General features: G+C 35.3%; 22 protein-coding genes and 1 pseudogene. 17 read left to right on the top strand and 6 right to left on the bottom strand.

Features of this window, described 5'->3' with window-relative positions; translation table 11 throughout:
- Positions 1 to 37: 37 nt before the first annotated feature.
- Positions 38 to 499, top strand: a pseudogene (locus BM121_RS03030) (sulfatase/phosphatase domain-containing protein); the annotation flags it as partial.
- A 385-nt stretch (positions 500 to 884) separates the two neighbouring features.
- Positions 885 to 1,484 (top strand): pyridoxamine 5'-phosphate oxidase family protein, encoded by a 600-nt coding sequence (locus tag BM121_RS03025; RefSeq protein ID WP_245780710.1) that lies wholly within the window; start codon positions 885 to 887, stop codon positions 1,482 to 1,484.
- Positions 1,485 to 1,673: 189 nt separating this feature from the next.
- On the opposite strand, the gene BM121_RS03020 is transcribed toward BM121_RS03025, so the two are convergent.
- On the bottom strand, positions 1,674 to 2,657 hold the full coding sequence (locus BM121_RS03020) for a peptidoglycan DD-metalloendopeptidase family protein (RefSeq protein WP_091480941.1): 984 nt from the start codon (positions 2,655 to 2,657) through the stop codon (positions 1,674 to 1,676).
- 582 nt (positions 2,658 to 3,239) lie between these two features.
- On the opposite strand from BM121_RS03020, the gene BM121_RS03010 reads away from it, so the two are divergent.
- Positions 3,240 to 4,271 (top strand): LacI family DNA-binding transcriptional regulator, encoded by a 1,032-nt coding sequence (locus BM121_RS03010; RefSeq protein ID WP_091480936.1) that lies wholly within the window; start codon positions 3,240 to 3,242, stop codon positions 4,269 to 4,271.
- A gap of 221 nt (positions 4,272 to 4,492) precedes the next feature.
- Here BM121_RS03010 and BM121_RS03005 read toward each other — a convergent pair whose 3' ends face one another.
- Positions 4,493 to 5,341 (bottom strand): CvfB family protein, encoded by an 849-nt coding sequence (locus tag BM121_RS03005; protein WP_091480933.1) that lies wholly within the window; start codon positions 5,339 to 5,341, stop codon positions 4,493 to 4,495.
- Positions 5,342 to 5,846: 505 nt separating this feature from the next.
- On the opposite strand from BM121_RS03005, the gene BM121_RS03000 reads away from it, so the two are divergent.
- From BM121_RS03000 to BM121_RS02980, 5 genes are all read left to right on the top strand, one after another.
- Complete coding sequence (locus BM121_RS03000; protein ID WP_175495299.1) at positions 5,847 to 7,160, top strand: glycoside hydrolase family 30 protein; 1,314 nt, start codon at positions 5,847 to 5,849, stop codon at positions 7,158 to 7,160.
- A 142-nt stretch (positions 7,161 to 7,302) separates the two neighbouring features.
- The gene (locus tag BM121_RS02995) at positions 7,303 to 8,739 is read left to right on the top strand and encodes an ABC transporter substrate-binding protein (RefSeq protein ID WP_175495298.1); all 1,437 of its coding nucleotides are present in this window, start codon (positions 7,303 to 7,305) and stop codon (positions 8,737 to 8,739) included.
- 89 nt (positions 8,740 to 8,828) lie between these two features.
- Positions 8,829 to 9,818 carry a carbohydrate ABC transporter permease gene (locus tag BM121_RS02990; RefSeq protein WP_175495297.1) on the top strand — a complete coding sequence of 330 codons (990 nt, stop codon included), beginning with the start codon at positions 8,829 to 8,831 and terminating at the stop codon, positions 9,816 to 9,818.
- A complete protein-coding gene (locus BM121_RS02985) occupies positions 9,815 to 10,645 on the top strand; it encodes a carbohydrate ABC transporter permease (protein WP_091480924.1) in 831 nt (276 codons plus the stop codon). The genes BM121_RS02990 and BM121_RS02985 overlap by 4 nt, the downstream gene beginning before the upstream one ends.
- A 100-nt stretch (positions 10,646 to 10,745) precedes the next feature.
- Positions 10,746 to 11,381 (top strand): YesL family protein, encoded by a 636-nt coding sequence (locus BM121_RS02980; protein ID WP_217649292.1) that lies wholly within the window; start codon positions 10,746 to 10,748, stop codon positions 11,379 to 11,381.
- A 470-nt stretch (positions 11,382 to 11,851) separates the two neighbouring features.
- On the opposite strand, the gene BM121_RS02975 is transcribed toward BM121_RS02980, so the two are convergent.
- Positions 11,852 to 14,233 (bottom strand): glycoside hydrolase family 2 TIM barrel-domain containing protein, encoded by a 2,382-nt coding sequence (locus BM121_RS02975; protein ID WP_091480918.1) that lies wholly within the window; start codon positions 14,231 to 14,233, stop codon positions 11,852 to 11,854.
- Positions 14,234 to 14,501: 268 nt separating this feature from the next.
- On the opposite strand from BM121_RS02975, the gene BM121_RS02970 reads away from it, so the two are divergent.
- The 5 genes from BM121_RS02970 (at position 14,502) to BM121_RS02950 (ending at position 21,122) form a co-directional block, all read left to right on the top strand.
- Positions 14,502 to 15,830, top strand: coding sequence for a S8 family peptidase (locus BM121_RS02970; RefSeq protein ID WP_091480916.1), 1,329 nt, complete (start codon positions 14,502 to 14,504; stop codon positions 15,828 to 15,830).
- A 254-nt stretch (positions 15,831 to 16,084) separates the two neighbouring features.
- A complete protein-coding gene (locus BM121_RS02965) occupies positions 16,085 to 16,522 on the top strand; it encodes a GNAT family N-acetyltransferase (RefSeq protein ID WP_175495296.1) in 438 nt (145 codons plus the stop codon).
- A 305-nt stretch (positions 16,523 to 16,827) separates the two neighbouring features.
- Positions 16,828 to 17,424, top strand: a complete 597-nt coding sequence (locus tag BM121_RS02960) for a nuclease-related domain-containing protein (RefSeq protein WP_091480912.1) — start codon at positions 16,828 to 16,830, stop codon at positions 17,422 to 17,424.
- A 1,621-nt stretch (positions 17,425 to 19,045) separates the two neighbouring features.
- Complete coding sequence (locus tag BM121_RS02955; protein WP_091480909.1) at positions 19,046 to 20,695, top strand: pectate lyase family protein; 1,650 nt, start codon at positions 19,046 to 19,048, stop codon at positions 20,693 to 20,695.
- 184 nt (positions 20,696 to 20,879) lie between these two features.
- Complete coding sequence (locus BM121_RS02950; RefSeq protein WP_245780709.1) at positions 20,880 to 21,122, top strand: ATP-binding protein; 243 nt, start codon at positions 20,880 to 20,882, stop codon at positions 21,120 to 21,122.
- Between the two features lie 38 nt (positions 21,123 to 21,160).
- On the opposite strand, the gene clpP is transcribed toward BM121_RS02950, so the two are convergent.
- Both clpP and BM121_RS02940 read right to left on the bottom strand, forming a co-directional pair.
- Positions 21,161 to 21,742, bottom strand: coding sequence for an ATP-dependent Clp endopeptidase proteolytic subunit ClpP (gene clpP, locus BM121_RS02945; RefSeq protein WP_091480907.1), 582 nt, complete (start codon positions 21,740 to 21,742; stop codon positions 21,161 to 21,163).
- A 16-nt stretch (positions 21,743 to 21,758) separates the two neighbouring features.
- Positions 21,759 to 22,451 (bottom strand): sigma-70 family RNA polymerase sigma factor, encoded by a 693-nt coding sequence (locus tag BM121_RS02940; RefSeq protein ID WP_175495295.1) that lies wholly within the window; start codon positions 22,449 to 22,451, stop codon positions 21,759 to 21,761.
- A 266-nt stretch (positions 22,452 to 22,717) separates the two neighbouring features.
- Here BM121_RS02940 and BM121_RS02935 point away from each other — a divergent pair, with 266 nt between their 5' ends.
- The 4 genes from BM121_RS02935 to BM121_RS02920 all read left to right on the top strand — a co-directional run bounded on the left by BM121_RS02935 (position 22,718) and on the right by BM121_RS02920 (position 25,410).
- Complete coding sequence (locus BM121_RS02935) at positions 22,718 to 22,951, top strand: TM2 domain-containing protein (protein WP_091480902.1); 234 nt, start codon at positions 22,718 to 22,720, stop codon at positions 22,949 to 22,951.
- Between the two features lie 171 nt (positions 22,952 to 23,122).
- The gene (locus BM121_RS02930; RefSeq protein ID WP_091480900.1) at positions 23,123 to 23,911 is read left to right on the top strand and encodes a metal-binding protein ZinT; all 789 of its coding nucleotides are present in this window, start codon (positions 23,123 to 23,125) and stop codon (positions 23,909 to 23,911) included.
- Between the two features lie 165 nt (positions 23,912 to 24,076).
- Positions 24,077 to 24,400 carry a PadR family transcriptional regulator gene (locus tag BM121_RS02925; RefSeq protein WP_091480898.1) on the top strand — a complete coding sequence of 108 codons (324 nt, stop codon included), beginning with the start codon at positions 24,077 to 24,079 and terminating at the stop codon, positions 24,398 to 24,400.
- 41 nt (positions 24,401 to 24,441) lie between these two features.
- Complete coding sequence (locus BM121_RS02920) at positions 24,442 to 25,410, top strand: permease prefix domain 1-containing protein (RefSeq protein WP_091480895.1); 969 nt, start codon at positions 24,442 to 24,444, stop codon at positions 25,408 to 25,410.
- A 26-nt stretch (positions 25,411 to 25,436) separates the two neighbouring features.
- On the opposite strand, the gene BM121_RS02915 is transcribed toward BM121_RS02920, so the two are convergent.
- Positions 25,437 to 26,180: an amidohydrolase family protein gene (locus BM121_RS02915; RefSeq protein ID WP_091480892.1), complete on the bottom strand. Its 744-nt coding sequence runs from the start codon at positions 26,178 to 26,180 to the stop codon at positions 25,437 to 25,439.
- Positions 26,181 to 26,240: the final 60 nt, after the last annotated feature.

The following is a 26,240-nucleotide window of genomic DNA, read 5'->3' as shown; positions in this document are numbered from 1 at the left end:
CTCGAGTAAAAAAACTGGTTTTGTTCAAGGTGGACGTAAAAAAGAATTGGTGAGTTTAATTGACTTTGCACCGACTTTATTAGATGCAGCTGGAATCACTGTACCTAATGAACTGTCGGGACAATCTTTTTTGCCTTTGGTAAATAATAAAGATACGGAGTGGAAGAATGAAGTGTTTATTCAAATCAGTGAATCACAAGTAGGTAGAGCTATTCGTACAAAGAGATGGAAGTACAGTGTCTCCAATTTGTCTATCGATCCTGTTGAACATGATAAGGCATCTATTTATCAAGAAGAATTTTTATACTATTTGGAAGCAGATCCTTATGAATTAACCAATTTAATTGAACTGAAATCTCACAGTAAGGTAAAAGAACATTTGCGTGAGAGTTTAGTAGACTACATTCTTAAGGTGGAGGGTGAAACGCTGGTAATCCAAAGCGTGACAGAAATGGAAAGTGGTCAAAGAAAAGTGTTATTTAAAGAAATAGATTATTAGTTGATATGTTATCAATATGAAGAATTGGTGCTTCTGGCTCCTTTTAGTGGCCAGAGGTTTAGTAATAATGGTTGAGAATATCCCATAAAGGAGAAGGAAATCCTGCAAATCGGCGTAGATATCCTTGTAAGAGAAAAACTTTAAACCTGGGTAGGACGAAGAGATGAAAACAAACATAGTAAGAACATCATAGGGACAACCCATATAAATTGGGTTAATTTTTTATAAAGAGTATTATATTTGTATATTCATTCATGTTAAAATTAAATTATTGATTGTGAAGAAATTGATTTAAAGAACGAGACAGGTTAATAAGAGAATTAAATAATAATCTAGTCATTTACAGGTTTTAAAATACAAGAATCAATGAAAGGTTGGGAAATAATTGCCAAGAGGTGAAAAAAAACTTCAAGAACTATATGGTACAACAAAAAGAGCTGCCTCATTTTATAAAAATCAACTGCTTCATTATTTAAATGAGGGAATGACCGAGTTTATATCAAAGCAAGGTATGGTATTTATAGCAACTGCTGATTCTGGCGGAAACTGTGACTCTTCTTTCAGAGCCGGACCAGCAGGTTTTATGCGAGTTATTGATGAGAAAACATTAATATATCCTGAATATAAGGGAAATGGTGTTATGGCAAGCTTAGGAAACATTTATGAAAATCCTCATATCGGATTAATGTTTATAGATTTTTTTGAGTATCATATTGGGTTACATGTCAATGGTAAAGCTTCTATCATAGATAATAATGAATTGAATTCATTAAAAATGACACAGAAGATGATTAATGATATAAAAGAAAATGAAGGAAATAGACCAGAACATTGGGTGATTATCAAAGTTGATGAAGCTTATATTCACTGTTCCAAGCATATTCCAAAACTACAACAATTCGACAAAAAAATTAGTAGAGGAACTGATGACGAAAACCAAAAAGGTGGAGATTTTTTTAAAGTAAAACAAACTAAAAAAGTTTAAAAGATAAAGATTTAGCTCCTAAATTAAGGCCAGCTGATTTCTTGTTAGATTGGGTGCTTTAAGATACTTAATCACATTTTGTCTATAATCATTTTCTTGTGCTGATGATTATACGCGTTTGTTTGTAAAGAAAATCAAGCTCTACGTCTCAAATCAAAAAACACCCAGTCCAATTTTATAAAACAAAATTCACCAAGGACTATCTGATTGAAACCCTTCAATTACATCTCCTCGAACAGGTTCTTCTCCATCTTTCAACTTAATTCTGATAGAAGTAGATGCTTCCAGATCAGCTCCGTCCGCCACATGAAAATGAATATGAGGTTCACTGGAATTACCTGAGTTTCCCACGCTTCCTAATAAATCACCGGCAGTAACCTGATCTCCTTGATCCACCTCAAGGGATCCTTGTTTGAAATGAGCAATAAAACTGTATTCATTATTTTCATGTTCTAGGATAACATGGTTTCCAAGTGGTTCTTCAGCATTTGTATCAACTGTTGGTGTATTGTCTGGTATGTCATTTTCTACTGAGACAACTGTTCCTTCTCTCGGTGCAACAACATCTTTTCCGAATGCATAATAGCTTTCATTCTTTGTTGGATCCCCTTCATAAGTGGAATCTTCCTCTAAAATAACCCAATCATACGCATATCTCTGACTTTCAACTGCATAATGATAATTAACAAGCTCATTCGTACCACCCCAAAAAGTGAACCATTCTCCAGTCATTGGTATCTGGTAAGTATTTTCGGTATAGACTTCATCACTTTCCGGATGACTAGTGACTGGTGTGAGTTGTATCGCTTCTATTGTTTGATCATCTGCAAAGTGACTTGAAATTCCTTTATCTCCTCCGTCACTGATCCATCGATATTCTGTTAGATCTTGAATAGGCATTTCGGATACGAGTTCATAGCTGTTAACCCCTTGGTTAAAGTCACTTCCAAGTTCTTTAAATTCTTCTACTGATACCATTTCTTGAAACGACTCACTTGTTTGGTTGTAAATGGTTTCGAAATTATTTGCTAAAAATTCATTTGCAAATTGATCAGCAGAGATAGTTTCTTCAGGAGTGTTATTTTCCTCATGTCCACTATCCTTATCGTTGCTGCAAGCAATCAGCATTATCCCTAATAATAATCCGATACTAGCTAATTTAAACTTCTTCATTTTTTATTCTCCTTGTTTAAGTTAATCTTGTTTCTACATAGTAAGTATAATCGTTTAATTGTATTTAGGAAACAGTTGATCCATGATTTAACAATTGAATAATCGAGCGTTTACATCCGGAGATTTCTGATAAGCCTTGCTGTCAAAAGATAATATTAGGAATTGCCCCTGCTGTATCTTTGATATAAATTGAATTGATAGAGACTTAATTGACAAGATGGAAAAGAAATAATTTGTTATAATTGTCTTGAAGTTTATATCAAAAAAGGAGATATATAATGTATACAATACTATTATTTTTGTTATTACTTACTATAGGGTTTATTTTTACCTCTTTGGACATTAGTGTATTTCTCCCATTAATTACCTTTAGTTTAATCTTAGCTTTACTGATTAGAAGTTTATATTTATTGCACAGTATACATAACAAATTAGTGAAAGAAAATAAAACATTAAGTGAAAGGATACTAGAAAAAAGAAAAAGGATTTAAGAGTACGTAGATAAAATTATTTCATTTTTTTCTATTTCATTCATATAATTTTATAGAAACCGATTTCATATTTAAAGAAAGAGTAGATAAAATGAAACAAAAATCAATTACAATATACGATATTGCAAAAGAAGCAGGAGTTTCTTCCGCTACAGTTTCGAGGGTGATAGCAAGAAATTATCCGGTGAGTGCAAAAACTAGAAAAAAAGTGCTTGATCTCATTGATAAATATGATTATCAGCCTAATGCGGTAGCGAGAAGTTTAACAAAGAAGGAAACAAAAATGATAGGATTCGTTTTGCCAGATATAACGAATCCTTTTTTTTCGCAAGTATTTATCGAAGCTGAGAAATATGCATTGACGAAGGGATATACGCTTATATTATGTAATTCGATGAACACTAGTGAAATGGAATCCAAATACTTAAAAATCCTTTCCGAACGCCAGGTAGAAGGTATTATTTTAATGGGTGGCAGAATTAATAAAAAACTTCCTGATGCAGTAGAGGTAAGTGAGGTATCGCAAGTTTTGGATAAATTGCCTGTTATGATGATTAACGGAAAAATTGATGGTCTTCATTGTCATAGTGTGCGAACGGATGAGGCAAAAGGGATGGAATTAGCGGTCAATCATTTAGTCCGCCAAGGTCATAAGAAAATCGGTCTTATCGGTGGTGTAAATGGAATCACAACTACGGATATTAAAGTCGAGGCTTATAGAAATCTCTTATTAAAATACGACTTAACATTCAGGGACAGCTGGCAAATCTATAGTGGATTTGATGTGCAAACAGGAGAAGAAGCGATAGATAAATTACTTATGTTAAACAAAGATAAATTACCGACAGCATTAATAGGAATAAATGATTTGGTTATCATGGGAGCGCTTAAAGCATGCAGACGGAAAAGAATAAAGCCATTTGATTTTGTCGGTTTCGATAATACAGATTTAGCAAAAAATTCAAGCCCTGAAATAACATCCGTAAGTCATCCCTATAGTCAACTTGGGGAAAAGGCAATTGATCTGCTAATAAATGCTAGTAAATCAAGTAATGAAAGTAAAGATATACTTCTTGACCCTTATTTAGAAGTAAGAGAATCCTGTAGCATAACTAAACTGTGAATTTATAATTTATCATGATACTAATCGTCTGTAAAATCCCTTCTGGTGGAAGTCTCACTTTATGTTAGAAGACACTCGTAAATACCATATTAATTTAAAATCGCACAGTGAATTCATCTATGAATTACTGTGCGATTGGGTGTGTGAATTATAATTTGTGTATCTCTAAATGAAACCCGTTAAATATATCCTCTAGTATAAAAGTGTGGAGACATATGCTGTTACTTAGCGACTAAGTAAGTTTTTCCATCACGTTGTTCAATTTTTCTTTCCTTCATTAATTTACCAAGTGCACGTTTGAATGCTGCTTTACTTATGTTAAATGTGCCGCGGATATCTTCTGGGTCACTTTTGTCGGAAAACGGAATAACGCCATTACTTTCTTCTAATCGTGCTAATATCGCGTCAGCATCTTCGCCCATACTGTGCTGTTTTAATGGTCTTAGTGATACATTTAATGTTCCGTCACGCTTCACTTCAATCACGCGACCTTCCACTAGTTCGCCTAACCGAGGTTCTTCTTTTCGTTCGGTATGATGGATAAACCCGCGATAGCCTTCTTCCGTTATACATGCAGAACCTTCTCTGTCTGTACGATAGATGCGACCACTGATGCGTGCGTTTAGTAGATCATCAGGTGCTAATTCGAATTCTCTTTCAAAAACTCCTTCTGTTGCAGGGAGTGCGAGAAGGCGTCCTTTCTGATCTTTTCCTAATGTAACATAAAGCTCATCACCTATCGCTGGCCATACGTCTTCAAACAATGGTAGATCATCTTTTGATACGAGGATTTCTTTTGATGTACCAATGTTAACAAATACACCTAAGTGCGGTAACACTTCAACCACTTCAGACCAACCATACGCATCGATTGGAATAGTTGGTAATTGTGTAGTTGCAACAGTTTGTCCTTTTTTATCTTGATAAAGAAAAACATCAACAAATTGTTCGGCTTCAAGTTCTGAGTCCGTTTCATTATGGTGTAGCAGTATGTCGTCTTCTAAAACATAACCAGTATCAATTTTCCGTAGTACCTCCAACGTTTGGATCGTACCTATTTGATTATTCATGTTAAGACCTTCTTTCTTCATTTATAAGTATTGGAAAAGGGGTACTCTTACTATAAGAGTACCCCTTTGATTCATAAAGCAACACATAAGATTTATTATTTTTTAATCCCTATAAATTAGGGTGGGAAATTTCATTATTTAGAATTTCTCTTTACCGCGGTACATGTTCCACTGGAATTTTCTAACTTAAGCAACGTAAGCCCTACCTGCTCTTACGTCCTTGCGACCCCTTAGTCGCGCCAGTGTGAATAAGCATTTTCAAAAAACTTTACGTAGAATGCCAGATACACTTATTTGTTACTTCACTTTTGTTAACTTAACTATATTCTCACAAATAAAGACAGATGTCAACTATTTTTTTAGAAGACAACTTGTATAGCGTGAAAAATACCGTATAGCATCAAACCAATTCGAAAAATAGTAACCGGTTTCTATTTTGTAGCATTTTATTTTATTTTTTAAATATATTATATAGTAACCGGTTACTTTGAAAAGGGGAGATTTTGTGTTCGATATATCTGATAAAGCACAAACAATAGAAGGATTTGGCGTTTCAGGAGCCTGGTGGTCACAGGCTGTTGGCGGGTGGACAAATGACAAACGCAACCAAATAATTAATTTATTATTTGATCAAGATGTTGGCATAGGATTGTCGATCTATCGTTACAATATTGGAGCTGGTTCTGGAGAAGAGATTAGTGATCCGTGGAGACGAACGGAATCTTTTGAAGTAGAAAAAGGTATCTATAATTGGAGTCATGATGGGAATGCGAAAAGAGTATTAAAAGAAATTCATCGTAAGGGTGTTCAGAATTTTGTAGCTTTTGCAAATAGTCCTACTGCAAGAATGACAAAGTCAGGTCTGGTCACAGGTGAGGAAAATGGCAAATCCAACTTAAAAGAAGATAGGTATGAAGATTTTGCAGTGTATCTTGTAGATGTTATTAATCATTTGATAAAAGATGAAGGAATTCCAATAACGTATTTAAGTCCGATAAATGAGCCCCAATGGGATTGGAGACGGGAAAAAGGTCAAGAAGGTTGTCATTATACTCCTGATGAATGTGTGAAGTTGCTGAAAACTTTGCAAAATAAAATAGAACAACAATCTGTTAAGGATGTAAAAGTATCTGCTATTGAGGCGGGAGAATGGAAAACAGCACAAGAATATATCGACCCTATTTTCACAGATAACAAATTAATGACAGCGCTTACTAATTTTGACGCCCATTCTTACTGGTCTGAACCAGGAGATAAAATAAAAATCGCTAATTATATGAACAAGAATTATCCGTCGATAAAGCTAAACATGAGTGAATGGACAGAAATGCAGCAGAAACGGGATTATGGTATGGACTCCGCTTTAGTGTTAGCCAATACTATTCATGATGATTTAACTTTAGCAAATGTCAGCTCATGGCAATATTGGATTGCTGTTTCAAAATATGATTTCCACGATGGACTCATCTACACCAATGAGGGAACAGAGGACGTAGAAGTAACGAAGCGATTATGGGCCATGGGCAATTACAGCAAATTTATTCGACCAGGTGCTAAGCGGATTAAGCTATCTGAAGAACCAGACTCTCTCAAAACCTCGTTATTTTACGATGAAACTATCCAGCAATTGATTTATGTTGTTATAAATAATGATGAAAATAAACTATGTGTACCAATAAAATTTAATCATTTCACCTATATGGAAGTGTTTGAAACATCTGAAAGTAATAACTTAACCAATGTTTATCAAGGAGAAATCAAAGAATATTTTAATGTGAAACCGGAAAGTGTTACAACATTTATCATGATGTTCGAGTAAATCAAAGAGATGGGGGTGAAGTCTCACTTTATCGTAAAGACAGCACATTGAATGTGTCTGTATCAATAAGGAGGTGATGCTGTCATTTTCATAAAAAACAAGTTTCATGTATTTATCAAATCTAATAATGGGGGAAACGTCAATGAAAAAAATAAGTTGGTTCATTTTTAGTTTGATGACAGTTTTATTAATACTTAGTGCTTGTAACTCTGATGAAGAAACAGAAGGTGACAGTGAAGAGGAAAATGACGATGTTGTTACACTGACATTTTGGAACAGATATCCAGAACTTAGAGGTGGATTTGAAGATTTAATTGAACAATTTGAAGCAGAACATCCAGGAATAAAAATTGAAAAACAAGAAGTTCCGGAACCAGAGACCCAACTTCGTACCGCTCTTTCAGAAGGAGATCTTCCTGATATGTGGACTAATATAGTGGAATTGGCTGAATTAATGGAGGTAGATGCGGTGAAAAATCTGGATGAAATATTTACCGATGATGTAAAAGATCAGTTCCAGGAAGGTACGTGGTTTGAAAATGGGACTACCGCTGACGGTTCCGTATACGGATTTCCATTGGCATCACCAAGAAGTAAAGCAATGATCATGTATTATAATAAAGATGTTTTTGACATGTTAGGTTTAACGGAAGATGATATTCCTGCGTCATGGGAAGAGTTTAAGGAGCTTGGTCAAAGGATTATAGATGAATCGAGTGGTGCTGTTTATCCAATCGTGTGGAATAATCCTGGTTGGGCGAATGAGCAGCTAGTATCGATGATGGGAACAGCAATTACACCGGAAGTACCTTGGCAAGAAAATTATAAAGAAGGTGTTCCGCAAGTATTGTCAGAAGGTAAAGTTGAAAGTGCAAAATTTTTAAAAGACTTGCTAGATGAAGGACTTATGGCGCCTCAAAGTGTTGAGATTGGCTTAGGTGAAGCAGAAGCAACTTTTTCAGTCGGTCAAAGTGCTTTTCTATGGAGTGGTGACTGGGTAGGAAGACAGCTATTTGTTGAATCAGAGTTTGAAAACTGGGGAGTAGCTCCACTTCCTACTAAGGATGGTAATCCATACTATTTCCATGCTGGATCAGAAGCGACCAGTATCCGAGTTGATAACGAAACAGAACATGAGGAAGAAGTGAAAACATTTTTAGAATACTCACTTGAACATCTTCACGAAGTCGTTTATGTGAATACAGGTGCGGGGCTACCAGCTAAAAAGGAAGTTGGTGGTGAGCCACCATTTGAACAATATAATGACATTATGGAATTAGAAAATGAACTGGCGATTCCGGTACCGAAACCAGCGGAATTTAACCCTGAAGTAGTTGAATTTAACAAGGCTTACAGAAATAAATTAGAAGTTGGCGGTATTGGTGATGTGGTAGTTGGCTATATTACAGGCAACATTAATGATCTGGAAGCTGAAATAGAAAAGATAGACCAAGATATGAAAGATGCTTTCTTAGAAACACTGGATGAATTTCCGGAAGTTTCTCAGGATGATTATATATATCCGAACTGGGAACCTTTAGCACCTTATACAATAGATAAATATGACGAGCTAAGGTAAGTACAACATAAATTACTATAGTCTAGTTTAGCGGACTATAGTAATTTATCCTTTTCTGTAAAAAAATGGTTATAAAGGGTGAGAAGATTTTGTCTAAAAATAATATTAATGGTAAGTCGGACTCAAATACAAAGCTAAAAACATTAAAAAAGAAAAAAGCAATGTGGGCATATATATTTCTTGTGCCGCAAATTATTGTGTTTTTTGTTTTCTCAGCATATCCAATCGTAATGAGTTATGTGTATTCCTTTTATGAATGGACTGGAATTGGACCATTGGATGATTTTGTTGGTTTAGGGAATTACCAGCAGCTATTAACTTCACCGAGGTTCTGGAATTCAGCTTTAGTCTCAATTTACTATATTTTAGGTACAACCATATTGGGAGTTGGTGGTGCGTTAATTCTAGCCATTATATTAAATGACCAAAAGCTGAACGGTAAAGGCTTTTATCGAGCGATATACTTCCTTCCGGTAGTTACGACTACGGCAATAGTCGGAATAATTATGGGGAATATCTTCGGAATTAATGGGTTTGTCAACCAGATTCTTTTAAATGTTAATTTGATCGATAAACCGATTCCTTGGTTAACAGACCCTTTCTTTGCTGTAATTATTCTTATTGTGATTGGATCATGGAAAGGTCTTGGGATTAACATGGTTTATTGGCTGGCAGGGTTGCAATCGATTCCTAATGAATTATATGAATCGGCACAACTTGATGGAGCAGGATTTTGGTCTACTTTAAGACACGTTACATTACCATTACTAAAACCAATGGCCGCGGTTATTATTCTGTTATCGCTAGTAAGTGGTATCAATGCATTTGACTTAGTTAAAACACTAACAAATGGTGGACCAAACTTTGCGACAGAAACGATGGATCTATTTATTTATAATTTTGCCTTTTCAAGCCAGCTTGGTGGTGGTCAGGTGCGAATGGGTTATGCTTCTGCGGCGGGTGTTTTATTAGGTTTATTTACCTTTGTTATAAGTATGATATTTGGTGCTGCTTCCTTTGGTAAACAGATCACTAACCTAAGAGGAAATAAAAGAAGGAAAGGTGGTGTGAAAGTATGATTTCAACCAAATCAGCACGCCTTGTTATACATGTATTATTAATTCTTTTCGGGATCGTTTGGATATATCCATTTGTATGGATGGTGTTTTCTTCATTAAAAACAAATCAGGAATTCCTGACCAGTGGTACGGCACTTATTCCGGAAGAATTTCAATGGGAAAATTACACAAATGCTTGGCATACAGCAAACTTTTCAGGATACTTCCTCAACACCATAATTTTCACAGTGGCAACAGTTGTGATTGTTATTTTTCTATCAGCACTAACGGGCTATGCATTAGGACGTATTGATTTCCCAGGGAAAAAGATAATTATGATATGTGTAGTAGCTATTATGTTTATACCTAAAGGCTACACGATCATACCATTATTCAAGTTAGTAAGTAACATGGGTCTGTCTGATTCAATTCTTGGTATCATTGTGGCAGAGGCTTCTGGTGCTCATGTTTTGTTTATTTTAATGTTTGCTTCTTTCTTTGCCAATTTGCCCAAATCGATTGAAGAAGCAGCCGAAATTGATGGTGCTGGGTTTTTAACAGTTTTCAGTAAAGTGATGTTACCGTTAAGTATGCCAATCGTCGCAACGACTGCGATTATGCAATTTATTTGGACGTGGAGTTCTTTCTTAGTACCTCTCGTATTAACGATTAGCAAACCTGAGTTGAGAACATTAGCAGTAGGGATGCAAAGCTTTGTTCAAACGTATGCAGTTGATTTCTCCGGTATGGCAGCAGGCGCAACTATATCCCTTTTACCAGTAATGATTATTTTCATCATCATGCAACGTTACTTTATTGAAGGGGTAGCAGGAGCTGTAAAAAGTTAAGGACGGACTAGAAGATCTTCCCACAGAAACATTAATTAACACTAGCAGAGATTCCTGTGGGACCTCTTTCTATATTGTAAAAAAGAAAGGTTGATAAATGGTGAATGCGTTTGGAAATACATTTATTTATAAATTTTCAGAGTGGGTCATGCGATTAAGTTTACTGAATTTACTATGGATTTTTTTTACTGTTATAGGAGCAGGTTTTGTAGGATTTTTTCCAGCAACAGTGGCAATGTTTAGTATGGTGAGGCATTGGATTAAAGGAAATGCAGATGAACAGATTTTTAAAACCTTTTTAGATTTATTCAAAAGACATTTATTAAAGGCAAATATCTTAGGGTATATAAGTGCCATAGGTGGAGTAATATTATATTTAGATTATATGTTAGTCAAAAATTCGAGTGGACCATTTCAAATGGTAATGTTGCTATTGTTAATACCCGTTTCATTTTACTATCTCATGGTGACATTTTTTGTTTTTCCCGTATATGTCCATTATGATATCAGGTTAATGGAATGTTTTAAATATGCCTTTATTATTGGAGCTTCTTATCCGGTTCGAACTATTTATATGGCGTTTGTGACTTTTGTTGTCTACTATGTAACTGTTTCATTTTCGATTCTCTTTTTATTTTTCTCGGGCAGTGTATTAAGTTTGCTGATTATGCGCTTTACATATGTTGCTTTTGAGAAAGTGGAAGTGAAAAACAATAGGATGGCTGAGCCAGCTTAATTTTTCGAACTTGTAACACTTTAATTATAGTAATTAAGCATACCTATTAAATAAAAGGTATGCTTTTTGTTGTATCAGATTATATACATCAAATCTAAGAAGAGTAAGCGAATATTTGTTGCATAAATCGATATAACTGACAAATCTAAAGGGAGAGGCTAAAGATTTGTCACAAAAATGAATATAACTGACAAATCTAAAGGGAGAGGCTAAAGATTTGTCACAAAAATGAATATAACTGACAAATCTAAAGGGAGAGGCTAAAGATTTGTCACAAAAATGAATATAACTGACAAATCTAAAACAAGTCGCTAAAGATTTGTCACAAAAATAAAGATAATCAACAAATCTAAAGGAATACACAATAGATTTGTTATATAAATGATAAGTCGTAGCCTGCGCAATGACTTTTAAAAAAATAAACAACAAATCCAGCAAATATGTGCTGTGATTTGTTGTTTATAAGTTAATTAGTGAACTGGAATGGAAATTTGAGTTGTATCTAAACCATCAGATTTTACGGTTACAAGAATGATTCCTTCTGCTGTTTTGGAACGAACAAATGCAACTAATTTTCCGTGGTAAGCATTTCTCCGATGCGTTTTATAGTTCTGCAGGTCTTGTGCATTCCCATTTTCCATTCCAATAATTTCCCCCGGACCATCAATAGAAAGCTCCATTCGGTTATCTGCGTGATAAACTGGATTTCCGTTCTCGTCTGTGATTTGCATTTCCACGTGTGTTATATCTTGGCCATCCGCTATTAATTCTGGATAGTCTATCACAATATTAAGTGTTTTAGGCTCTGAAGCAGTAACAAGTTGATGTGTATGTTCCTTGCCATTATGATCTTTGGCAACTACTTTTAATACACCATGTTGGAAAGCTACGTTCCAGCTCAGATAATGGCCAATGTCTGTTATTTTTTTCGTTCCTAACGAGATATCATTGATAAATAATTCTGCTTCTGGGCAATTGGTATAACAAAAGACCTCTAATTGCTCGTCATCTTGCCAGTTCCAATGTGGGTCACCCATCCATCTGGAATTTCGTTCTGCTTCTGCGTCGTTTTTCCGCTTTACTGCCAAGAATACCATTGATTCATTACTCCAGAGACTTTGACGATAATAGAAGCTTGATTTTTTGTTACCTGCAAGGTCTAAGAATCCAGCTTGAGCGGCTCTTACAGGCCACCCTTTTGCCTCTCCTAAATAATCGATACCAGTCCAGATAAACTGAGCACTGATTGCTTCGTTGTCTCTGACTTTTAACCAATCATCCAAACTAGGGCTGTTTTCACTACCATAAATCACATGGTCTGGGTATTGTTCAAGAACATCTTCATATAAATGTTCTTTATAATTGTAGCCGACGACGTCTAAGGCCTGAGCATAACCAGTCAGGTTAGACAGTTCGGGAAAGGCTAAAGCGGATGTAACAGGTCTTGTATTATCACATTCCTTTACATATTGAACTAGTCGTTTGGCGATGGTGGTGAGTCTTTCTGCATTCGGTTTATTAGGGTCATAGACTCTTTCAGCGGCAGGTTTATTTGCATCGTTATTGCCTGTCATTTCTTCAAAATAAGGATGACAATAAGGATCATTAGGATAATCTATTTCATTCCCGATACTCCATAAAATGATAGATGGGTGGTTTCTGTCTCTTAAAACCATTTCCTTCAAATCTGTCTCGCTCCATTGTGGGAAATCTTCATAGTATCCATAATGTTTAGGTGGATACACATTGTGCCCAGTAGACCATTTGTTTTTCACACCTTCCCATTCGTCAAATGCTTCATCAATCACCAGAAAGCCCATGCTGTCACATAAATCCAATAAGTTTGGTGCTGGCGGATTATGACTCATCCTAATCGCATTGCAACCCATGTTTTTTAAGGCTCTAAGTCTACGAACCCATACCTTTTGTGGTACGGCTGCTCCTAATCCGCCTGCATCATGATGCACACAAACGCCTTTTATTTTCATGTTTTCATTGTTTAGGAAGAAGCCTTTACTCGGATCAAAGGCAAAGGAGCGAATCCCAGTTATCGTTGTTACATTATCGATAACCTGATTGTTATGAATAATTTCGGTTAAGACAGTATAGAGATAAGGATGATCTGGTGACCATAAATGAGGTTCTATGACATTTATCGATTGATCCACATTTAAACCTGATTCTCCTGATATATCTTTTGTTTCAGAAGAGATACTGATCACATTTCTATCTTGGTCAAAGAGAGTATTTTTTATTTGAATATTCTCAAGTGTACTAGTTTCATTGGTTAGTTGGGTGTTAACTGCTACCGTAGCCTTGTCATCTGATACTTCTGGTGTTGTCACGAATACACCATATTGATTAATATGAATGGGATCGGTAATCGTAAGGTAAACATCACGATAAATTCCAGAACCAGTATACCATCGGGAATCAGCAACATCTTTATGATTAACTTTTACAGATATAACATTGTTTCCTTCAGAAGTGATGAAATCTGTGATGTCATATGTAAAGGTGCTATATCCATACGGTCTTTTTCCAATGTAGTAGCTATTGCACCAGACTTGGGAATGATTATAAATGCCTTCAAAGGTAATATATACTCTCTTTTCTTCTGATTCAGGGGAAAGTGTAAACCTTTTTCTATACCATCCTGTACCGCCAGCTACGTAACCGGACCCGCTGGAGTGCTCCTTCGAAAAAGGTTCTTCGACAGACCAATCATGAGGAAGAGTAATGTCCCGCCAGCCGGAATCGTCATGCCCTTTATACCATGCTTTCGGTTCATCTCCTCTGTGAAATTTCCAATTTAAATTAAGGTTTCGGACAATTCTAGTTTTATTGCTCATTTTGTTCTCCTCTCTTTGATTTAATTAGAAGAAATAAAAATATTGTACTTAGTATAGTATATAAATATAAAGAAAATTAATGAATGTAATATATTACTAGAAACATCTAGAAAATTGCTGAAAAGGTAATGGAATGAAGGTGGCAAAGGTATGAATATATTCTCTCACTTTTCCGATTCGCCTATTTTCGACAATTCATGGACAATCATGGATTCCAAACCTTTCATTCCCTCATAGAGTGTAAGAAAAGTAGAAATGAGGGGATAATTTGTTTGGGTATTCTATGATTCAGACGGTGCGTAACCATGCAAAGCAATTAGATCGACCTTTGCGTAATGAGTTAGTTAATCTTTATCATCCTTTTAAATATACACCGTGCTTTTTGCATCGATTATTTGAAAAAAGGTTAAAGCGTAAGAAAAAGTTGTCGGTTATTGTTCAGTTTCATCCTGATGCTTATGAGTCAGGGTGTTATCAAATAGGACAGATTACTAAAAAACATCGAAAGAATAAACTATACAACTATTACTCCAGAATTTCCTGTTGTTCAGCGGATATGACTCCTGACAGTTTAGATGAGATGTTATCAAATTGTAAGCATGTCAAGAAGGTCTATGGGAATAAAGAAATTCACGCGTTATTAGACGTTGCGGTTGAATCATCTAACGCGAAACAAGTGGTTCGAAATAATACGACGTTAACAGGACAGGGTACTAAAGTTGCGATTGTTGATACAGGTATCTATCCTCATCAGGATTTATCGGGAAGAATCACTGATTTTGTAGATTTTATTAATGGCCGGTCTGAACCTTATGATGATAATGGTCATGGGACGCATTGCGCCGGAGATGTAGCCGGAAATGGATCCGCTTCTTCCGGGAAGTACATGGGACCGGCTCCAGAAGCAAATGTGGCAGGCGTAAAAGTATTAAATAATATGGGATCGGGTTCCTTAGATACGATCATGCAAGGTGTTGAATGGTGTATTCAATATAATGAAGATAATCCGGATAGTCCGATTGACATTTTAAGTATGTCTCTGGGGACACAACCACAGGATTATGGAGAAGAAGATCAGGATCCATTGGTTCAAATCGCAGAAGAGGCTTGGAGAAGTGGTATTACCGTCTGTGTTGCAGCTGGTAATAGTGGACCTGACCCACAAACCATTTCAAGTCCAGCTCTCAGTGATCGAGTCATTACCGTGGGAGCATTAGATGATCGTGACACAGCCGATACGCGCAGTGATGATGACGTAGCAAGTTTCTCCAGTAGAGGACCAACGATTTACGGTGAAGTAAAACCAGATATTCTTGCACCTGGAGCAGATATTATATCCTTACGTTCACCGAATTCTTATATTGATAAACTGCAAAAACCCAATCGTGTCGAAGATTTTTACTTTACCATGTCGGGTACGTCAATGGCGACACCAATCTGTGCTGGGATAGTTAGTTTGATGAAACAACACAACCCGGATTTAACACCTGATGAGATAAAAGAGTTACTGAAAAACGGTGCGGATTTATGGGAAGACCGAGATAATAATATTTATGGTGCTGGTTATATTAACGCAGAAAACTCTATACCACAATAGGTGAAGATTTGATGGGTCAACCTCACGCTAAATTCTTCATCTGAAAAACTTTTCCTATAAACAAAAGGCTGCTATCTGAGATATCCTTTCATATCTTGGATGGCAGCCTTTAATTGTTTTGCTAAGATATTTTCAGATCAGTGTATCTGTTTCTCTGCCATAGCTGAACAAATATTGATTTATAACATATGATTTATCACGGTGAATAAAAACCCTAGCTGATGGATATTACATTTTTTTTGAGGGGCGTAAAGATGATTAGGAATGCGACGTATAAAGATGTACAGTTTATTTTATCAAAAGCGAAAGATGTAGCAAATGAAGCTACGTTATTAGAAGATACTATAAGTCAAGAACAGGCTGTGAAAATGGCCCTATTTACCATTGAACAAAACGGATATTACTTAGTATGTGAAAATGTAAATAAAGAAATTGCTGGTTGGATTTTGCTGGGAAAAAACATCGATTATATGACCAATCAAACACATGCATTTATTTACGAACTGTATGTTTTACCTAAATATCGGAATGTAGGCATAGCCAAGCAATTATTACAGGCTGCGATAACAGACAGTAAACTTTATGGTTTTAAAGAGATTAGGCTCAATGTGTTTGCCAATAACTTTGCAAAAGAAATATATAACCGAATTGGTTTTCAGGATTTGCAAACCATTATGTATAAAAAGTTGTAGTTTCTTGATATAAGATAACCTTCTCATAACTTTGGTTCGGCTCAAGAAGTGGAAATCAAATCAAACATATATGAAAGCAATCCCTGGGACTATTAAAGATCTTGTGGGCATCACGATTGAGGAATATACGTGTGATGATATTGAAATAATAGCAATTGATTTGAATATAAGTCACGCCTCAAGGTTTTACTGGAAATCTTAAGGCGTGGTTATTTTTGCAATCACGTAGCTTATCTTGCTACTAGACTGTCATAATAGTTTTTATTATCTTTAGAGCAAGACTAATAGAAAGGAGGCTTGATAAGATGTGGCGGGATAAACCGTATGAGTTACAATTGTATGATGCTTTAAATAGAAGAAAGTTGTTATCGAAAGAAGAAAGAAAAAAGTATAACAAGCTCCAAGTTGGGTATCAAGGCGAATTATTATTGGATGACTATGTTGGTAAAATACCTGATGAATGCATTATGTTACAAGACCTTTCCCTTTCCTTCAAAAATCGCTACTTCCAAATCGACAGTATCCTTATCATTAACAATCAACTCCATTTATTTGAAGTAAAAAACTATCAAGGCGAATACTATTATGAAAAGGACAAGCTCTACTTGGAACAAGGTGTTGAAGTCGATGATCCATTAACTCAATTGAAGAGATCTGAATCATTACTGCGTCAATTGGTATCGGGGTTAGGATTTCACATATCCATTCAAGCTCGAGTTGTCTTTGTTAATTCAGAATTTACGTTATACCTCGAATCACGCCATCCCAAAATTTTATTATCTACACAGTTGAATCGTTATTTCCGTCAATTTCAAAAGAATACACCAATTGATCCTATTTTTCATTCCTTAGCAATAGGTGTGGAGCAATCGCTTCTAAAGAGCGAATTCAATACGCATTAGCTAAAAATTTTGATAAAAAAGGAAACAAAAAAGGGACGTACTACACAAGGAGAAATAATCAAGACTCAGGTATATAAACAGAGCGAAACGTTAATAGGGATTCGTACACTTGAAAAGGAGAGTGAATCCCTTAAAAAAGCGTATAATCGTTATTCGAGCATTGGAAAAGGAGAGTGAATCCCTTTTAAAAATGCATAATCGGTATTCAGGCAATGAAAAGGCAGGATGAATACTTAAAATAGGGGATAAATATTTTTTTGCGGATGTGTTACATTTTTTCTTCTCCATTTTGATCCACTTTTCTTATTTCTTAACAAATTATAAGAAACATGTATTTATTTACCTGTTCATCTTAATCTAATATACTATTATAAATAATGTAACATTTTTAGGTTTAATCAGAAAAAAATGTAAATTAAGAAGAGTGGTGGATTATAATAAAAATACAAAATTCAACTCTTGTAACAATAGAAACATTACTCTATGATGCTATATTGTTAATTATTCTTGGAGTACTATTTTTATTTTTAAATACACTATTTGCGTTCGTTGGTATGTTTGGATTTAAAAATCCTTAAACTCTTACATGATAATTTAAATTTTAATGGGACCTTCAGATAAAGTTTAAAATACAGTTGCTGATGCTTTAACACCATATGTCTGGGACTGAAGGTTTGCTACTACTTGCTTTTATATTGCTCAAGGGATTGTATAATGAAGAAAGCAGAGGTTGATATTATTGAGCAAATTAGCTCTTTTGTGTTCGCTGGTTTTATCAATTGTTGTATCAGTAATTAATTTTATTAACGACAGTTACATAGATGGTGCTGTTATGGCTATTGTTGCAGTTTTAGTTCTTAGTGAGTTTATTAAACAATATAAGAATGAAAGTGAGTGACGAAAGAAGGGGGACAAAAAATAAACTTAATACTGAAAATCAGATTGAATACCGCCCTCGTGAATGTGAGGGTCTTTCTCATCTGCATAGGGGCAATGATCTATTTCTTGGACTTGTTGCTTCTTCCTTTGAATTCTTGTTCCCTTCCTTGGAAAAGTGCTCCGCTTCCTTGGAATTCTCTATCTCTTCCTTGGAAATACTCATTTTTCCAAGGAAGAATGATACTTTTCCAAGGAACAACAAACATGAACATCAAACTCGATATTCGTGTTTTGTCATATATTCGAATTTTTCTGTCCTAGCCATGTATATTAAGTGCGAGAGGTTCGCAACCTTCCTTATGCCCTTGGGCGAAAGTTATCATTACGTCACTTGTTCTCCGTGATTCTGAAGTACGTTTCTAGACAGGCGCACTAAGCTTTTCTTAGAAAGTATATTTATCACAGAACTTCATTGAATAGCAATATAGGAATATTATTCAACAATATTTCATTATTAGAAATCGACAAAATCATGCTATAATACAGTTAATGAAAACGTTTTCTTTTTATAAAAAGAAGGAGGTGTTAGAAAGATAAGGGAATGACTCATATATGAGAAAAACAAGTAGACAGGCCTCCGTTCATGATCAAACATAAGTGGGATAATAAAAGCCCATCAGAATTTCACTGGAGCATTGTTAAGAGATACATTTTAAACTTTATATTAACAGGAGGTAATGTTATGAATTGGAAAAAGACCACTATCTGGTTATTGGTTCTAGCCTTTTTTACATCATCATTATTATTGGGTGAAACGACAGTAACAAATGCAGCAGAAATCGATTCTATACCAAACACAGAAAGTAATATAAAGGACTACGATGATAGTTTTCTGTCCGTAACTGGTTATGCATCATTAGGAGTTAATGACCGAAGCAACTATATCGGAACTTCTTATTATCGCAAAGTTAAAACGGAACGAGAGTTTTTGCAGGCCATTTTGGATGCTGGAAATGGAAGTGTCAAAGTAATTGAAGTGGCGAGAGATCTAAATTTAGGATGGAAAGAATTAAATTTAAGTTCAGAAGAAGCTAGTAAGTATCGCTTTATCAGAGAATATCGAGATCCTATGAACGGATTTACTAATCCAAAATTAGCTGCTTCTGGTGTTTCACAATTAGATATAAATAATGTCGATGGATTAACTATTTTTTCGAAAAAAGGAAAAACAATTAGGCATGTAGAAATAAATTTACAAAGATCAACGAATGATATTGTCTTAAGGAATCTTAATTTTGATGGAATGTGGCAATGGGATGACACTGGAAGACATAAGGAAGTAGGTTGGACTTTTATTAAGGTGAATGGGGCAAATAATGTGTGGATCGATCATAGTAAATTTTCCATTGGTGCGGACGGATTGATTGATACGGAGAACGGTGGCTCCAATATTACTATTTCCTGGTCTGAATTTGGATTACCTGCAAATGAGAATCCGCCAGAGGATAGTGATATATATCAATCGATCCAGTATATGGAAGGGAAATATGATGCAAATGAACTGGATTCCGATAGCGTGTATTTTAACATGCGTAATGGCGGTGCGACCAAAGAGCAGATCATGGCATATGCAGCATACCACAGTAAGGTGCATTTAACAGGTTCTGGAGATAAGGACTATGTGGATTATGTGAGTAGTAGTGGAAAGAATTATAAAGATGGCAATCAAAGAATTCGATTAACCCTTGCCTACAACCGTTATACCAATATTGGACAGCGAGTTCCGATGATTCGTCAAGGTAGTGGTCATGCCTACAACCTGTATCTTGACAACTCGACTCATGAAGATGTTTTAGATAATGTAAGCGCTATTCATGAATACGGAAGAGATAAACTTTCACGAGCTCTTAATGCAAGGAATGGTGCTTCGATTGCAGCAGAGACCTCTGTATTTCATGACATCAACGAGCCAATTATAGGTGCTGAGATTCAAGGATTAGATACAAAAAACATGGATGCACAATGGGCTGAACTATTCCATGACGCTTATAACAGAAATTTAATTGTAAACTCCCGCATAACAAATAAATATGGAACTTATGAAGGAAGCAGTTGGGATAATAATGGTGAAAATCTATTTACCAAAGGATTTACATGGTATGACAAATCAACAATAGGAAATTGGGCATGGTCTTCTCATATCGTGGGAAGTGAGAATATGGATAAAATGAATCCACCGTCTGAACCATTTGCCTTCGAATATAATTTTAATGAGGAGCTACCTTATACTTATAATGTACTTCCATTAAATAGCGTTGTGGAAACTCTAAGTGAATACGCAGGAGTAAACAAAATTAATAATAATATTAAAGATTGGTTAAAAACGGAATAAAACCGGATATAAGTGTTAACTGTTCAGCAATCGGGCATAGGTCTGATTGCTGAACAAAAAAGTTAAAAATGTTTCTTAAAATAGACCATCTAACAGTAAAAGTTCCTCTTGATATACGCCACGTTACTTCCTCACATATTTTTTTGATCATTTTAAGTGATTAGAGTAGTTCTTTAAAAGTACAGTGGTTATCATCTATAGGAATGAAGAAAATGATATCAAACCAGATAGTAAAATGGCCGTGGAAAAAGTGTTTATGCGTTTTTATACAGAAGTAACCAGTAGAACGAATACGGAAGCAAGTGGGTTAGGCCTGTATCTGTCTAAAAAATTAGTTGAAAAGATGAATGGAAAAATGGATGCAGAGTTGGATGATAATTGGTTTATTGTTAACATCCACTTAAACATCCTGTATTCGAATAAATGACGAATACAGGATGTTACTGTTGGGGGAGGAATTTCAGATCATTTTTTCTTAACAATTTGATCGATGATCCCATACTCCATTGCTTCTTGTGCACTTAGAAAATAGTCGCGTTCTGTATCTTTTGCGACTTTTTCAACGGATTGACCTGTTCGCTCGGAAATTATTTCGTTAATGTGGCTTTTGAGTTTTAAGATTCTTCGAGCAGTAATTTCAATTTCTGTTGCCTGCCCTTTAGTTCCGCCGATAGGTTGGTGAAGCATAATTTCACTGTTGGGAAGAGCATATCTTTTTCCTTGTGTCCCCGCAAGAAGTAGCAATGCTCCAAAAGATGCGGCGATCCCGGTGCAAATAGTTCTAACATCTGGTTTAATAAGTTCCATCGTATCAAAAATGGAAAATCCTGCTGAAGTGGACCCACCTGGGCTATTAATATAAATGGAAATATCTTTTTCAGGATCATCAGCTTCTAAAAACAGTAATTGGGCTGTCACTATATTCGCTACCTGATCATTAATTTCATCACCAATGATAATAATTCGATCTTTTAACAAACGTGAGTAAATATCATAGGAACGTTCCCCGTGACTTGATTGTTCAATGACATATGGAATGGTAGTCATTACATTTCCTCCTTTTCTATGCGGCCATAGAATACATATTGAGAGGTGAACTTGCATGTTTTTGTTGCGTCAGCTTAGGAGTTTCTGCCAATGAAGGTATTTCTGAAATGCAATCAATTAATATAACCGGGTCTTCTGCCTGAAGGGAGTGGTATAGCAGTTCATATAATAATTTCTTTTCTTCTTCTCTCCAAAAGGAATCGACGGATTGAAGAGAGGACTCATTTTTAACTCTTTTTTTTGCTCTGTGCAGGGTAGATTTGACCGCCATTTCCGTTGTATTCAGTAAATCAGCAATTTCCTTTGCTTGGTAACTGAATGCTTCTTTCAGCATGAAAATGACTGCTTGCTTTGGAGTTAAATTATTCACTATATACTTCACCAAATCAATCAATCTGTCTGCCTTCCATGCATTGTCCTCTTGTGATTCATCATCCAAAGCTTTTATAATCTCATGCTTTCTTTTTTTTACTGTATCAATCCATTGATGGTAAGCAATCTTGTTTAACAGTGCTGGGCTTAGATCAGATGATTGATAATAATGCATGGCTTTTAGCATTGTATCCTGGATGAGATCTTCTGCATCCCATTTATTTTTGGTAAGAAAATACGAATACTTCTTAAGACCAGGATATAATTGGTTTATCTGTCTTTTTCCTTTCACATGATGACCTCCTTCATTGGCAGAAAAACGTTTGTTAACATTCAATGCATTCACTCCTTTGCAACCCCTCACTTATATAACTAATTGAGGGAATAAAAAGATACGGGCAAAATAAAATTTATATATATTCTATGCTCCGGTTATTATTTTCTAAAACTTCTTTGTGCTATATATACACAGTATACTTATTATATTATCCAAAAACTAATAAATTCCCTGTTAGAAATATGTTAATTCACTAAACATATACTATAATTAATCCGCATGCTAGAATGGAAAAGTGCAGTTTATGATAAACAGGAGGATTTAATATGAGAGAAAGAAATTTGGCTATTGCATACTTATTATGGTTTTTCTTCGGACAAATCGGTGTGCATCGCTTTTATACAGGTCGTGTTGGTAGTGGTATTGCCCAACTCTTACTTGGAATCGTAGGATGGAGTACAACATGGCTCTTAATTGGCTGGATTCCATTAGTCGTGCTATGGATTTGGTTATTTATAGATATATTCTTAATTCCGGGAATGTGCCGGAATCCTAGATAAAGAAAAAGCCTATTGTGTCACTTTATGTGATGCGATAGGCTTTTTAATATTCAACAGTTTCACATATCCCATTATATCCCGCTATAAATACCATTTTTTTCTTGACGAATATAAAAGGTGTATGTATAATTATAAATCGTAACCATTACGTTTTAAAAGGAGTGTAGCAAAGTGAAAATTTTATTTGTAAAAGGGTTAAGTGTATTAGCCATCAGTATTCTGCTACTAGCAGGGTGTCAGAATGAAGAGTCATCGCAAGACGAGTCTGATGCTGGTGAAACAGATTCATCTTCAGCAGCTGCCGAAACGGACAATTCTTCTGAAGAAGAGGAACAAACATCAGAGGGCGAAGATCACATACATGAAGATGAACACGAACATGATGAAGATGAACACAGTCACGATCATAGTCATGAACAAGATGAAGATATTTATGCCGGCTATTTTGAAGACAGCCAAGTAGAGGATCGCCCGCTTTCTGATTGGGAAGGAGACTGGCAATCTGTATATCCATATCTTCTGGATGGAACGCTTGATGAAGTATTTGAACACAAGGAAGAACATGATGGAGATAAGACAGCAGAAGAATATAAGGAATATTATGATGAGGGATACGAGACAGAGGTTGACCGAATCGTAATGGATGGAAATAAAGTAACATTCTATGAAGATGGAGAAGAGAATTCTGGAGAGTACAGCTATGATGGATATGAAATTTTAACATATGAAGCAGGAAATAGAGGTGTAAGATACATATTTGCACTAGAAGATGATGCTGAAGGACTTCCTCAGTACATTCAATTTAGTGATCATAGTATCTATCCGACTGAAGCTGATCATTATCACCTGTACTGGGGTGACGATCGTGAGGCTTTATTGGAGGAAGTTACAAACTGGCCTACCTACTATCCATCAGATATGGATGGACATGATATTGCTCATGAGATGATGGCACATTAAATAAAAAAAGCAATAAAGAGATAGTGTGAATGGATATTTCACGCTATCTTTTCATTTTAGTTAAAATTCTAACTATTTTACTTCACCTGTCGTAGTAATTGTGCTAAAATATAATTACTACGACAGATGAAGTAAATGGATCTTGAAGAAAGGAGGATCAGCTTTTTGATTAGTAGTGATGTTATTCGTGGATACAATGATACAATTATTCTATATTTATTGTTAGAAAAAGAGTCATATGGATATGAAATATCGAAAAGAATCAAAGAGCTATCCGATGAAAAGTACATCATCAAAGAAACTACTCTTTACTCTGCTTTCAACCGTCTATTGAAAAAAGGCTTTATTCAATCTTTTCATAAAGAACAAACCTTTGGGAAAAAACGAACGTATTATAAAATTACCGAAGCAGGATTGCTTTATTACAAAGAAAAATGTCGAGAGTGGGAGTTAACGAAAGAAGTCATTAATCGATTTATTAAGGAGTAATCGGGAGATATTTATACTTTATAGAGGGAGGAGTTTCTATAATGAATACCATTATTAATTACCTGGATAATATGTTTGCTTCATTACCTAAATCAGCTGAAATGAGGCACCTAAGAGATGAGCTGTTAGCTAATATGGAGGAGAAGTATCATGAATTAAAACAGGTTGGCAAAACGGAGAATGAAGCAGTTGGTATTGTTATTTCGGAATTCGGTAATATTGATGAAATTATTGAAGAATTTGGGGTTTCACTTGAGGAAGATAGAGTGACAAATCCATTACTAACAGAGGTAGAGGTGGAAGAATACCTCAACACCACTAGAAAATCTGGTAGATGGATCGGAATTGGTGTGACTTTGTGTATTTTAGGTGCTGCGATGCTTGTTCTTTTACTTGGTGTAATTGAAAATGGATACAATGAAATCTCCAGCGAAACCGGAACATATCTTGGATTAATTGTACTATTATTATTTGTAGCGATAGCAGTTGGTTTGTTTATTTATGCTGGGATGAAATTAGAAAAGTATAAATTTATCAGTTTCGAAGGGGATTTTGATTTGTCAATGGATCTTAAGAATAAGGTTAGAGCAAAGAAGGATGCTTTCCAGTCAACTTATATGATAGTAATGATTGTTGGTGTTATTCTTATTATTTTCTCACCGATTGTTCTCTTTACTATGATGGCTTTTAATGAAAACACAGCTAATTTTGGTGTGTGTATTATGTTAGTACTTGTCTCTATAGCAGTGTATTTATTTGTTTATTTTGGCAATGTATATGCTGCATACGAAAAACTATTAAGGGGTAAATCCAAAAGAACAAATGAAAGAGAAGAAGATCGTGTCATTGGTGCGGTGGCGTCAATTATTTGGCCGTTAGTTGTCATTATTTTCTTGATAAGCGGTCTAGTTTATGATCAATGGCATATTAATTGGATTGTATTTCCTGTTACAGGTTTGTTATTTGCCATGTTTAGTGGAGCTTATTCTATTTTAGTAAGAAAGGATTAATGAAAAACGAATCACTTCAGGAAATGTTATTTTAAATACCAATTAACAGCATTCTTATATAGAACCTTGTTAACTTGTTCATCCTCAAGAACTTTGTAAACCAGTTCTATATCTGAAACTTCAAAAGGTCTTTTGGCTCTTGTTGAAGGTAAGTCGGTTCCGAACATTAATGCATCTGGGTTTATAGAATGAATTTTTCGAATTGCTTCTCCTGGATCAAAATCAATTCTTCCAAAACCAGATGCTTTTACTTTTACACCTTTATCTACTAAAGATAAAAGGGTGGAAAACCCGTTTTTTGATAAACCCAGATGGTCTATTGAAACCGCTGGGAGCTTTTCGACTGTAGTTGCTATCTCCTTTAAAGAGTTAGAATTGATGTATAGCTCTGTATGCCAATTCACCAATTCATAAACTCTTCTCGCAAAGTAATCCAAACGCGATATGTCCTCAGAACCTCCACGATTCACATTAAATCGAAGGGCTCTCACCCCTAGTTTATTAAGCTTAATGATTTCGTCATCTGTTGTATCGTAAGGTAATTGAGTTACTCCAACAAAATTTTCACCTAGGGTTTGTAATGCATCGATTAAATATGTTTGATCAAACTCCTGAAAAGAGCCTGATACAACAGCTCCTCCAACTACATTTAAATTATTTACGCTGTCGAGGTAATCTTGACTGGTAAAAGCATCAGGGATATATCCTTTGTTTTCAATCAATGGAAACCTAGTATCAATAATATGTAAATGTGAATCAAAGATTTGCATTCCATTAACCTCCAATCAAACTAGCATACAGCAACAATTATGCAATAAATATTATAATCC

This window comes from Gracilibacillus orientalis (genome assembly GCF_900114645.1).
Taxonomy (GTDB): Bacteria; Bacillota; Bacilli; order Bacillales; family Amphibacillaceae; genus Gracilibacillus; species Gracilibacillus orientalis.
This window is presented reverse-complemented; position numbering and strand designations above follow the sequence as displayed.

Excerpts from the sequence above, each read along its gene's own strand:
- BM121_RS03020 (WP_091480941.1), bottom strand. The coding sequence starts at position 2,657 with ATGAAGAAGTTTAAATTAGCTAGTATCGGATTATTATTAGGGATAATG.
- BM121_RS03010 (WP_091480936.1), top strand. The coding sequence starts at position 3,240 with ATGAAACAAAAATCAATTACAATATACGATATTGCAAAAGAAGCAGGA.
- BM121_RS03005 (WP_091480933.1), bottom strand. The coding sequence starts at position 5,341 with ATGAATAATCAAATAGGTACGATCCAAACGTTGGAGGTACTACGGAAA.
- BM121_RS02995 (WP_175495298.1), top strand. The coding sequence starts at position 7,303 with ATGAAAAAAATAAGTTGGTTCATTTTTAGTTTGATGACAGTTTTATTA.
- BM121_RS02985 (WP_091480924.1), top strand. The coding sequence starts at position 9,815 with ATGATTTCAACCAAATCAGCACGCCTTGTTATACATGTATTATTAATT.
- BM121_RS02975 (WP_091480918.1), bottom strand. The coding sequence starts at position 14,233 with ATGAGCAATAAAACTAGAATTGTCCGAAACCTTAATTTAAATTGGAAA.
- BM121_RS02965 (WP_175495296.1), top strand. The coding sequence starts at position 16,085 with ATGATTAGGAATGCGACGTATAAAGATGTACAGTTTATTTTATCAAAA.
- BM121_RS02960 (WP_091480912.1), top strand. The coding sequence starts at position 16,828 with ATGTGGCGGGATAAACCGTATGAGTTACAATTGTATGATGCTTTAAAT.
- BM121_RS02955 (WP_091480909.1), top strand. The coding sequence starts at position 19,046 with ATGAATTGGAAAAAGACCACTATCTGGTTATTGGTTCTAGCCTTTTTT.
- clpP (WP_091480907.1), bottom strand. The coding sequence starts at position 21,742 with ATGACTACCATTCCATATGTCATTGAACAATCAAGTCACGGGGAACGT.
- BM121_RS02935 (WP_091480902.1), top strand. The coding sequence starts at position 22,718 with ATGAGAGAAAGAAATTTGGCTATTGCATACTTATTATGGTTTTTCTTC.
- BM121_RS02920 (WP_091480895.1), top strand. The coding sequence starts at position 24,442 with ATGAATACCATTATTAATTACCTGGATAATATGTTTGCTTCATTACCT.
- BM121_RS02915 (WP_091480892.1), bottom strand. The coding sequence starts at position 26,180 with ATGCAAATCTTTGATTCACATTTACATATTATTGATACTAGGTTTCCA.